The organism is Pseudoxanthomonas sp. LjRoot204_2 (assembly GCF_056175765.1).
The window spans coordinates 1-10,473 of sequence record NZ_JBGFFG010000080.1 but is presented as its reverse complement, the minus strand read 5'-3'; the positions used below and the strand labels follow the sequence as shown (position 1 = coordinate 10,473).

The following is a 10,473-nucleotide window of genomic DNA, read 5'->3' as shown; positions in this document are numbered from 1 at the left end:
CAGCAGCGGCAGGCAGCCCGCCCCGTCGACCACCGCGCGCACGTATTTCTCGCCGACGGCAAGAAAGGGATGCGCACCGATTTGCTTGTGGTCGGTCGGCAGACCGACCCGCGGCAGCGGGGTCATGCAGGAAGCCCGGAATGGCTTGCAGGCACGTTAACCCGGCCGTTTTATTTTTACAACACGAAGGGCTCAGATGACATTTTTGGCGCCCATATGGTGCGCTGCGGCACCAAATTCGGGCGTTTCAGCGGCCCATTGGAAACTTCGCGTTGAGTATTCTTGACGCATCGAACGCTCTGCTAAGCTGCGCCGCAGCCTCTTGGATGACCCTCATGCGCCCTGATTCCGACGCGTCTTCCCTGCCCGCCGACGATGCCGCCACGCTGGCGTCCATCCCCGACTGCGAGCAGATCGACCTGCTGCTGCCCGACATGAACGGACTGCTGCGCGGCAAGCGCATCACCCGCGATGCGCTGGAGAAGGTCTACCGCGACGGCGTCTGCCTGCCGATGTCGCTGATCGCCACCGACATCACCGGCAACACGGTCGAGGAAACCGGGCTGGGTTACGACATCGGCGACGAGGACCGCATCTGCCGCCCGGTACCGGGCTCGCTGCGGCCCGTGCCGTGGTCGCCGCGCCCGGCCGCGCAGCTGCTGCTGAGCATGGAGGACGCGCAGGGCGGCATGTTCGAGGCCAACCCGCGCGAAGTGCTCAAGCGCGTGCTCGCACGCTATGCCGCGCGCGGCCTGAAGCCGGTGGTCGCGGTGGAACTGGAGTTCTACCTGTTCGACCAGCGCATGGACGACGCGGGACGCCCGCGCACGTCGATCAATCCGGCGACCGGGCAACGCAACACCAGCACGCAGGTCTACTACATGGAAGACCTGAACGACTACCGCGGCTTCACCGATGCGGTCGCAGCCGCGTGCCGTGCGCAGCGCATCCCGGCCGATACCGCCGTGGCCGAGTACGCGCCGGGCCAGTTCGAAATCAACCTCAAGCATCGCGACGATGCCCTGCTCGCCTGCGACGATGCGATCTACCTCAAGCGCGCGATCAAGGCCGCCGCGCAGCAGCAGGGCCTGATGGCCAGCTTCATGGCCAAGCCGTTCGCCGAGCAGGCGGGCAGCGGTATGCATATCCACGCCAGCGTGCTGGATGCCGACGGCCGCAACATCTTCGCCTCACCGCAGACGGCCCCGGCCGCTGCGCTGAAGCACGCCATCGGCGGCCTGCAGCGCAGCGACCAGGATTGCCTGCTGCTGTTCGCGCCGCACGCCAACAGCTACCGGCGCTTCGTGCTCAACGCGTTCGTCCCGCTCAACGACGTGTGGGGCTACAACAACCGCACCGTCGCCATGCGCATCCCGCACAGCGACGAAGCCAACACCCGGATCGAGCACCGCATCGCCGGCGCCGACGCCAACATCTACCTAGTCACTGCCGCCGTGCTGGCCGGCATGCTGCACGGCATCGAACAGGGCTTCGATCCCGGCCCGCCGATCACCGGCAACGCCTACGACCAGACCGAGATCCGTACGCCGTTCTGGCGCGAGGCCATCGGCGCGTTCATGGGTAGCGAGTTCATCCGCGAGCAGTTCGGCACGTCCTTCCAGCACATCTACGGCCAGCAGAAGCTCAAGGAGATGCACAGCTTCTACACCGAAGTGACCGACTTGGAATACGCGTGGTACCTGCGATCGGTGTGAACCAGGCGCTGCCCGCATGACGTTCGCGCATACCTATCCCGACAGCTGGTACGCAGCCAGCACGACGCCGTTGCCCGCGCAGCCGGCACTGGAAGGCCGCATCGAGGCCGACGTCTGCATCCTCGGCGCCGGCTACACCGGCCTGTCGGCGGCGCTGGAACTTGCCGAAGCCGGCTACAAGGTGGTCGTGCTGGAAGCCGAGCGCATCGGCTGGGGCGCCTCGGGCCGCAATGGTGGCCAGGCCATTGCCGGCTTCAGCTGCGGCGAAGCGAAGCTCGAAGCGCTGGTCGGCTTCGACGATGCGAAGAAGATGTTCGACCTGTCGATCGACGGCCTGCGCTGGCTGCGCGGGCGGATCGACCGGCACGGTATCGACTGCGACTGGCGCGACGGGCACGCCACCGTCCCGATCAAGGCGCGCCAGCAACGCGACGTGCAGGAAGCCGTGGAGGAGTTCAACACGCGCTACCACCACCCGGTGCAGTGGTGGGATCGCGAGCGCCTGCGCGGCGAACTCGCCAGCGACCGCTATCTTGGCGCAATGTACGATCCGGTCAGCGGCCACCTCCATCCGCTCGCCTATGCATTGGGGCTCGGACGCGCAGCGCTGGATGCGGGCGTGCGCATCTTCGAAGCTTCCCGCGTGACGCAGCTCGTACGGGGCACGCGTCCGCTGCTGAAGACCGCGCAGGGCGAGGTCGCCTGCGATACCGTGATCCTCGCGGGCAACGCGCTGCTGCGCGGCATCGCGCCGGAACTCGAATCGCGCATGATGCCGGTGGGCACCTACATCGCCGCCACGCCGCCGCTGGGCGAGCAGCGCGCGCGCGCGCTGATCCGCAACGACATGGCGGTGGCGGACACCAACTGGGCGCTGGACTACTTCCGGCTGGGCCGCGACCACCGCCTGCTGTTCGGCGGTCGCGCCAGCTATTCGACGATGACGCCCCCGAACCTGCGCGGCGTGATGACGCGCCGCATGCACCGCGTATTCCCGCAGTTGCGCGAAGTGGGCATCGAGTACCTGTGGGGCGGAATGATCGACATCTCGCTCAACCGTGCGCCGCACTGGGGCCGGCTGGCGCCGAACCTGTACTTCGCCCAGGGCTTCTCGGGACATGGCCTGATCGCCGCGTGCCTGGCGGGCACGACGCTCGCCCAGGCGATCCGCGGTCAATCCGAGCGACTGGACCTGTTCGAGAAGATCGACCACCACCCGTTCCCGGGCGGCCGTGCGCTGCGCACGCMGCTCCTGGTCGCCGGAATGGCCTGGTACAAGCTGCGCGACGCACTCTGGTGAGCGGCGCCGGCAGCCGCGCATTCCGTGACGCCGCTCTCAAGTCCCGTCCGCCCGGGCCGATAGACATGAAAGGAAACCTTCCTCGGCCTTCCCGAGCATGTCCAGTCCGCAACGCGCCGTATCCGCCATCGCCAGCCAATCGCCCCTGCCCCAGCGGATCCTGGTGGTGGAGAACTCGCGCACGCATGCGCGCCTGATCGGCGAAGCGATCGAACAGAAGCTCAGCCTGCCGGTCGTCTACGCCGCCACGCTGGACGAGGCGCGCACGACGCTGGAGAAGCATCCGGACTGGTTCATGGTGGTCACCAGCCTGGTCCTGGYCGACGGCAGCCACGACGAGGTGGTGGAGTTCTTCCTGTCCCGGCAGTTGCCCACCGTGGTCGTCAGCGGCGTCTACGACGACACGCTGCGCGAGCAGGTACTGCGACGGCAGGTGGTGGACTACGTCCTCAAGAACACGCCCGGCAGCATCGACTATCTCGTGTGGCTGGTGCAGCGCCTGGAACGCAACCGCCGCATCGCCGCCCTGATCGTGGACGACTCCCGTTCCGCCCGCCAGCACGCGGCCGCGCTGTTGTCGATGTACGGCTTCCGCGTGGTGGAAGCGGCGGATGGCGAGGCCGGCCTGGTCATGCTCGACGCCAACCCCGACATCCGCCTGGCGATCGTCGACCAGGAAATGCCCGGCATGAAGGGCCACGAGTTCACCCGTCGCCTGCGTGCGCGCCACGCCCGCGACCACCTGGCGATCATCGGCATCTCGGGCACCAGCGATGGCAGCCTGGTCCCGCGCTTCCTGAAGAGCGGCGCCAATGACTTCCTGCACAAGCCGTTCTCGCGCGAGGAATTCTTCTGCCGCGTCTCGCAGAACATCGACCAGCTGGAACTGATCGGCACCCTGCAGGATCTCGCCACCCGCGACTTCCTCACCGGCCTGCCCAACCGCCGCCACTTCCTGTCCGAGTGCCATGCCCTGCTGCCGAACACCCTGGGCAGGCAACAGTCGGTGACGGCCGCCATCATCGACATCGACCACTTCAAGCACATCAACGACACCCACGGCCATGAAGCCGGCGATATCGCACTGAAGGCCGTCGCCCAGGCCATCGCGCGCCATGCGGGTACGCAGGACCTGATCGCGCGCTTCGGCGGCGAAGAGTTCTGCGCGCTGGTGCCGTACCTGGGCGAAAGCGAAGCCGTGGACTACTTCGAATCGCTGCGCGCCTCGATAGAGGCCCTCGACGTCGACATCGGCGAGCGCACACTGAAGATGACGGTCAGCGTCGGCGTGTTCCGCACGCGCTTTCCCGGCCAGACCCTCAATCACCTGCTCAGCGAAGCGGACCGGCGGCTGTACCTGGCGAAGGCCGGTGGACGGAACCGGGTGGTGTCGAGCGGTTGAAATTCTTCCCTGTGGGAGCGACGTCAGTCGCGAGCTTTCGAGTCGCTGAAGCAAGAGCTCGCGACTCACATCGCTCCCACACCGGTCATCACGGCCCCTGCGACTGTCCGTCGCATGCGGCATTGATCGGGATCAATGCTGCAAGTGCAGCGCGCACCTAGATTTCCCCGCATTCCGGCATCCGCCGGCAGGGGATCCGAACATGACACTGCTGATCTGGCAGGACGACATGGACACCGGCATCGACATCATCGATGGCCAGCACCGGCGTATCGTGGAGATGATCAACCATCTGCACGTGACCCAGAAGTCGAGGGAGCGTTTCGCCGTCGGCGAAGTGATCGATGAGCTGGTCGATTACACGCTGTCGCACTTCGCGTTCGAGGAAGAGCTGATGGAGGAAGCCGGCTATCCGTTCAGCGCCGCGCACAAGCGCGTGCACGAAGTATTCACCAAGCGCGTGTCCGAGTATCGGCTCCGCTTCGAGGCCGGCGAAGACATCGTGGACGAGCTGCGCAGCATGCTGTCGCGCTGGCTGTTCAACCACATCCGCAACGACGACAAGGCCTACGCGGATTCGGTCAAGCGCCACCTCAACCAGTTCGTCCGCGATCACCAGCAGGGCGGCTGGCTCACCCGCACCGTGAAGCGCCTGTTCGGGTAGCGTGCTGTGTGCGCTTGGGGAGAGATCCTGCGGACGTGCGCGTGGCGCACGCTACGTGACGAATCATGGCGGCGAGATCGTAGCGTGCGCCATGCGCACGACCATGTGATGCCCCATTGCGAGCGTGGATGCCTTACCGCCGGCGCTGCATCGCCAACAAGGCCAGCAACGTCAGCACGGCCATGCCGGCCAGGTACCAGCCGACTGACGGAAGTCCGTAGCGTTCACCCAGCCTCGTGGCGATGTACGGCGCCGGCGATGCGCCCAGGATGCCGGCCAGGTTGAACGCCAGCGACGCGCCCGTGTAGCGCACGGCGGTGGGGAACATCTCCGCCAGGATCGTCCCGCAGGGGCCATAGGTGAGCCCCATCGCGCCCAGACCCAGCGCAAGGAAAGCCAGCACGCCCAGGTCGCTACCCGACTCCAGCAACGGCGCGAACACGAAGCCGAACCCGATGATCAGCAGCGTGGCGACGATCATCGCGTTGCGCCGCCCGAACCGGTCCGCATAGAGCGCCGACAGCGGGATGGTCAGGGCGAAGAACAGCACGCCGACCATCTGCAGCATCAGGAAATGCTCGCGCGTGTAGCCGAGCTTCGACGTACCCCAGCTCAGCGCGAACACGGTCATCAGGTAGAACAGCACGAACGTGGCCACCAGCGCGAGCGTGCCGGTCACCAGGGCGAACGGGTGCTCGCGCACGGTGGTCAGCATCGGCACCTTGACGCGCTCGTCGCGGTCCAGGGCCTTCTGGAAATCCGGCGTCTCGGCGATGCTCAGCCGCACCCACAGGCCGACGAACACCAGCACCGCACTGGCCACGAACGGAATGCGCCAGCCCCAGGCCAGGAACTGCGCATCGCTCATCACTGCGGTCAGCAGCAGGAAGATGCCGGTGGAGAACAGGAAGCCCAGGGGTGCCCCGAGCTGCGGGAACATGCCGTACCACGCGCGCTTGCCGGGCGGCGCGTTCTCGGTCGCCAGCAACACCGCACCGCCCCACTCGCCGCCCAGCCCGATCCCCTGCCCCAGCCGGCACAGCGCCAGCAGCAGGGGCGCCACGATACCGACCTGCGCGTAGGTGGGCAGCAGGCCGATCAGCACGGTGGAGATACCCATCGTCAGCAGCGCCGCCACCAGAGTCGCCTTGCGTCCGATGCGGTCGCCGTAGTGGCCGAACAGCGCCGACCCCACGGGCCGCGCGATGAACGCCAGCGCGAAAGTGGCGAACGACTGCAGTGTCGCGGTGGTCGGATCCCCCTGCGGGAAGAACAGGTGCGGAAACACCAGCACCGCGGCCGTCGCGTAGATGTAGAAATCGAAGAACTCGATGGTGGTGCCGATCAGGCTGGCGAACAGCACCCGACCAGGCGAGTTGGCGGGCGCGGGAGCGACGGCGGTGGCGGTCATGGACGGGCCGGTGGATGGGACGTGGGCGATTCTGGCAGAAGAACTTCTTCGATGACTCCCCTCTGCCCGTGTACGGGGAGAGGGTGCCGAAGGCGGGTGAGGGACGAACGAAGATGCGATGCCTGCGTGCCGGTAAAGCACCAGCGCTCGCCCCTCATCCGCCCTCCGGGCACCTTCTCCCCGCCTCGCGGGGAGAAGGAACGCCGCAGCTCAACTCCCCAGATTGATCCAGGTCGCCTTGATCTCGGTGTACTTGTCGAAGGCGTGCAGCGACTTGTCGCGGCCGTTGCCGGACTGCTTGTAGCCGCCGAACGGAGCGGTCATGTCGCCACCGTCCCAGTAGTTCACCCAGACGCTGCCCGCACGCAGCTTGCGCGCCACGCGATGGGCGCGGCTGATGTCGCGCGTCCACACGCCCGCCGCCAGCCCGTACTCGCTGTCGTTGGCCATCCGCAGCGCTTCTTCCTCGCTGTCGAACGCGATAACCGACAGTACCGGCCCGAAGATCTCTTCGCGGCTGATCGTGTGGTCGTGCGCGACGTCGTCGAACACGGTCGGCTCGATGTAGCAGCCGCCGTTCACCACGTCGGCGCGCAGGCCGCCCAGCGCCAGACGGGCACCCTCGGCCCTGCCCTTCTCGATGTAGTCGAGCACGCGCCGGGTCTGGCCTTCATCGACCATCGCGCCCATCGGCGCGCCGGGGTCGAGCGGATGGCGCGGGCGCATGGCCTTGCCTGCCTCGACCACGCGGGCGACGAACTCATCCTTGATCGAACGCTCCACCAGCAGGCGCGAGGCCGCGGTGCAGACTTCGCCCTGGTTGTAGAAGATGCCGCCGGCCGCGGCCTTCGCCGCCACCTCGAGGTCGTGCGCATCGGCGAACACGATGTTCGGGCTCTTGCCGCCGCACTCCATGTACGCGCGTTTCATGTTCGACAGGCCCGCGCATTGCAGCAGGCGCTTGCCGACCGGGGTGRAACCGGTGAACACCAGGCCGTCCACGTCCATGTGCAGCGCCAGCGGTTCGCCCGCGGTCTTGCCGAAGCCCGGCACCACGTTGAGCACGCCGGCGGGGATGCCCGCTTCGATCGCCAGCTCGGCCAGGCGGATCGCCGTGAGCGGCGACTTCTCCGAGGGCTTCAGCACGATGGAGTTGCCCATCGCCAGCGCCGGGGCCAGTTTCCACGTCGCCATCAGCAGGGGGAAATTCCACGGCACGATCGCGCCGATCACGCCCAGCGGTTCGCGCGTCACCAGGCCCAGTTCGTCCTGGCCGGTCGCGGCGACTTCACCGTAGACCTTGTCCAGCGCCTCGGCGGTCCAGCCCATGCAGCGGATGGTCGCGGCGACGTCGACGCTACGCGCGTCGCCCACCGGCTTGCCCATGTCGAGCGATTCCAGCAAGGCCAGTTCGTCGGCATGCCGTTCGATCAGCTGGGTGAGCTTGAGCAGCACCTTCTTGCGATGCGTCGGGCGCGCGTTGGACCACGCACCCGCGTCGAAGCTGCGGCGCGCGGCGGCGACGGCGCGATTGATGTCCTCTTCCTGGCCATCGGCCACCTGGCCGAGCACGCGGCCATCGATCGGGCTGACGCAGTCGAAGGTCTTGCCCGAGGCGGCATCGACGTATTTGCCGTCGATGAAGGCCTGCGTGCGGATCGACAGCGTGCCGGCCATGGCCTGCCAGTCCTGTTGCGTGCGGGGGTTGCTCATGGGAACTCCTGGCTGTGTTCCCTTCTCCCAGCGGGAGAAGGTGGCGCGAAGCGCCGGATGAGGGGCGAGCGGAGATGCGTTGTCCGAATCATCCGGACTGCATCACCCCTCACCCCAACCCCTCTCCCGTTGGGAGAGGGGTATGATTTCAAAACGTTGCCGGCGTATTCGCGCTGACGATCACCGCGTCGACGTCACCGACATTGCGGAAGCGATGCGGCGTACGGCTTTCGAAGTAATAGCCCTCGCCGGCCTTCAGCACGCGTACCTRCTCGCCCACCGTGACTTCCACTTCACCGGCGATCACCACGCCGCCCTCCTCGCCGTCGTGCGCCAGCATGCTGTCGCCGGTGTCGCTGCCGGGCGGCATCACTTCGCGAAGGATGCACATCTGCCGCTGCGGCCGGTGCTGGCCGACGAGGAAGTAGTGGATGCCGTTGCTGCCCACATCCGGCAGCTCGTCGGCGACATAGAACGGGCTGTCCGGCAGCCCCTTCTCCAGGTCCAGGGTGAAGAAGTCGGCCAGCGAGATAGGAATGCCGTCCAGTACCTTCTTCAGCGAACTGACCGAGGGGCTGACCTTGTTCTGCTCGATCAGCGAGATGGTGCTGTTGGTGACGCCCACGCGCTTGGCCAGCTCGCGCTGGCTGAGGCCTTTGGATTTGCGGACCAGTTGCAGGCGCGCGCCGATGTCCATCACCACCCTGACAGGAAAGCGGAAAGTGTTGCGGGATACTTTACACCCCCGGGCAGGCCGGTCAATCCGGGCTCTCCACGATATTGGGCAGGCCAGTAAACGAAGTCGGGCGGGGCCGGGACAGTGCGGCGAATCCGACCTCCGGCACGGTTGTAAAGTTTTTTCAACGCGCTAAGCTGCGCCCATCCGCCCCGCCCCTGGAGCCGCGATGAGCGCCGACGACACTTCTTCCCGCGCCCTGGCCGATCACTACGCCCGCCAGAACCTCGAGGCGCCCGCCTCGCTCGACCACTTCTGGATGCCGTTCACGGCCAACAAGCAGTTCAAGGCCAAGCCGAGGCTGCTCGCCAGCGCGTCGGGCATGTACTACAAGGATGTCGACGGCAACGAGGTGCTGGATGCCACGGCCGGCCTGTGGTGCTGCAACGCCGGCCATTCGCGGCCGCGCATCGTCGAGGCCGTGAAGCAGCAAATCGGCACGCTCGACTTCGCGCCCAACTTCTCGATGAGCTCGCCGCTGCCGTTCAAGCTGGCCGAGCGCCTGGCCGCACTGGCGCCGGGCGACCTCAAGAAGGTGTTCTTCAGCAATTCCGGCTCGGAAGCGGTCGACAGTGCACTGAAGATCGCCCTGGCCTACCACCGCGYGCGCGGCGAAGGCCASCGCACGYGCTTCATCGGCCGCGAGAAGGGCTACCACGGCGTSGGMTTCGGCGGCATGTCGGTGGGCGGCCTGCCGAACAACCGCAAGTGGTTCGGCCCGGGCCTGTCGGCGGTCTCGCATATCCGCCACACGCTGGACGTGTCGCGCAATGCATTCTCGAAAGGCTTGCCGCCGCATGGCATCGAACTGGCCGAAGATCTAGAGCGCCAGATCGCGCTGTACGACGCCTCCACGATCGCGGCGGTCATCGTCGAGCCGATCTCCGGCTCGGCCGGCGTGGTCGTCCCGCCGCAGGGCTACCTGCAGCGGCTGCGCGAGATCTGCGACAAGCACGGCATCCTGCTGATCTTCGACGAAGTCATCACGGGCTTCGGCCGCGTCGGCCATGCCTTCGGCGCGCAGCGCTTCGGCGTCACGCCGGACATGATCACCGCCGCCAAGGGCATCACCAACGGCTGCGTGCCGATGGGTGCCACGTTCGTCTCCGAGCGCCTGTTCAATGCCTTCATGAGCGGGCCCGACAACGCCATCGACATGTTCCATGGCTACACCTACTCCGGCCATCCGCTGGCCTGCGCCGCCGCGCTCGCCACGCTGGACACGTACGAAGAGGAAAACCTGTTCGACAAGGCGTTGTCGCTGGGCGACTACTGGCAGGAGGCTCTGCACTCGCTGAAGGGTCTGCCGAACGTGATCGACATCCGCAACTTCGGCCTGGTCGGCGCCATCGAACTGGCCCCGCGCCAGGGTGCGCCCGGCACCCGGGCCTACGACGTCTTCGCCCGCGCCTTCCACGAAGGCCACCTGCTGACCCGGGTGACCGGCGACGTGATCGCCCTGTCGCCCCCGCTGATCGTGGAGAAGGGCCACATCGACCGGATCGTGAACATCCTGGCGGACACCATACGGG

The 10,473-nt window shown here is 66.9% G+C and carries 8 protein-coding genes and 1 pseudogene; 5 read left to right on the top strand and 4 right to left on the bottom strand.

Annotated features, from left to right (window positions below; translation table 11 throughout):
- Positions 1-126: pseudogene (locus AC04L7_RS05830) on the bottom strand (gamma-glutamyl-gamma-aminobutyrate hydrolase family protein); the annotation flags it as partial.
- Between the two features lie 209 nt (positions 127-335).
- Here AC04L7_RS05830 and AC04L7_RS05825 point away from each other — a divergent pair.
- The 4 genes from AC04L7_RS05825 (at position 336) to AC04L7_RS05810 (ending at position 5,081) form a co-directional block, all read left to right on the top strand.
- The gene (locus AC04L7_RS05825) at positions 336-1,715 is read left to right on the top strand and encodes a glutamine synthetase family protein (RefSeq protein ID WP_435997648.1); all 1,380 of its coding nucleotides are present in this window, start codon (positions 336-338) and stop codon (positions 1,713-1,715) included.
- A 16-nt stretch (positions 1,716-1,731) separates the two neighbouring features.
- Entirely contained in the window at positions 1,732-3,015 is a 1,284-nt protein-coding gene (locus tag AC04L7_RS05820; protein WP_475512672.1) for an NAD(P)/FAD-dependent oxidoreductase, read from the top strand.
- Between the two features lie 97 nt (positions 3,016-3,112).
- The gene (locus tag AC04L7_RS05815; protein WP_475512671.1) at positions 3,113-4,417 is read left to right on the top strand and encodes a GGDEF domain-containing response regulator; all 1,305 of its coding nucleotides are present in this window, start codon (positions 3,113-3,115) and stop codon (positions 4,415-4,417) included.
- Positions 4,418-4,619: 202 nt separating this feature from the next.
- Positions 4,620-5,081: a bacteriohemerythrin gene (locus AC04L7_RS05810; RefSeq protein WP_299341548.1), complete on the top strand. Its 462-nt coding sequence runs from the start codon at positions 4,620-4,622 to the stop codon at positions 5,079-5,081.
- Between the two features lie 133 nt (positions 5,082-5,214).
- Here the strand turns inward: AC04L7_RS05810 and AC04L7_RS05805 are convergent, their stop codons facing one another.
- The 3 genes from AC04L7_RS05805 to AC04L7_RS05795 all read right to left on the bottom strand — a co-directional run bounded on the left by AC04L7_RS05805 (position 5,215) and on the right by AC04L7_RS05795 (position 8,902).
- Positions 5,215-6,492 (bottom strand): MFS transporter, encoded by a 1,278-nt coding sequence (locus tag AC04L7_RS05805; protein ID WP_435997641.1) that lies wholly within the window; start codon positions 6,490-6,492, stop codon positions 5,215-5,217.
- A 210-nt stretch (positions 6,493-6,702) separates the two neighbouring features.
- Positions 6,703-8,205: an aldehyde dehydrogenase gene (locus tag AC04L7_RS05800; protein ID WP_475512670.1), complete on the bottom strand. Its 1,503-nt coding sequence runs from the start codon at positions 8,203-8,205 to the stop codon at positions 6,703-6,705.
- A 148-nt stretch (positions 8,206-8,353) separates the two neighbouring features.
- Positions 8,354-8,902: a cupin domain-containing protein gene (locus AC04L7_RS05795; protein WP_475512669.1), complete on the bottom strand. Its 549-nt coding sequence runs from the start codon at positions 8,900-8,902 to the stop codon at positions 8,354-8,356.
- Positions 8,903-9,110: 208 nt separating this feature from the next.
- On the opposite strand from AC04L7_RS05795, the gene aptA reads away from it, so the two are divergent.
- Positions 9,111-10,473, top strand: a 1,363-nt coding sequence (aptA, locus tag AC04L7_RS05790; RefSeq protein WP_475512668.1) for an omega-aminotransferase AptA, incomplete at its 3' end; no start/stop codon positions are given.

What these genes read in the sequence shown, in the direction of transcription:
- AC04L7_RS05825 (WP_435997648.1), top strand. Translation starts at nt 336, where the DNA reads ATGCGCCCTGATTCCGACGCGTCTTCCCTGCCCGCCGACGATGCCGCC.
- AC04L7_RS05810 (WP_299341548.1), top strand. Translation starts at nt 4,620, where the DNA reads ATGACACTGCTGATCTGGCAGGACGACATGGACACCGGCATCGACATC.
- AC04L7_RS05805 (WP_435997641.1), bottom strand. Translation starts at nt 6,492, where the DNA reads ATGACCGCCACCGCCGTCGCTCCCGCGCCCGCCAACTCGCCTGGTCGG.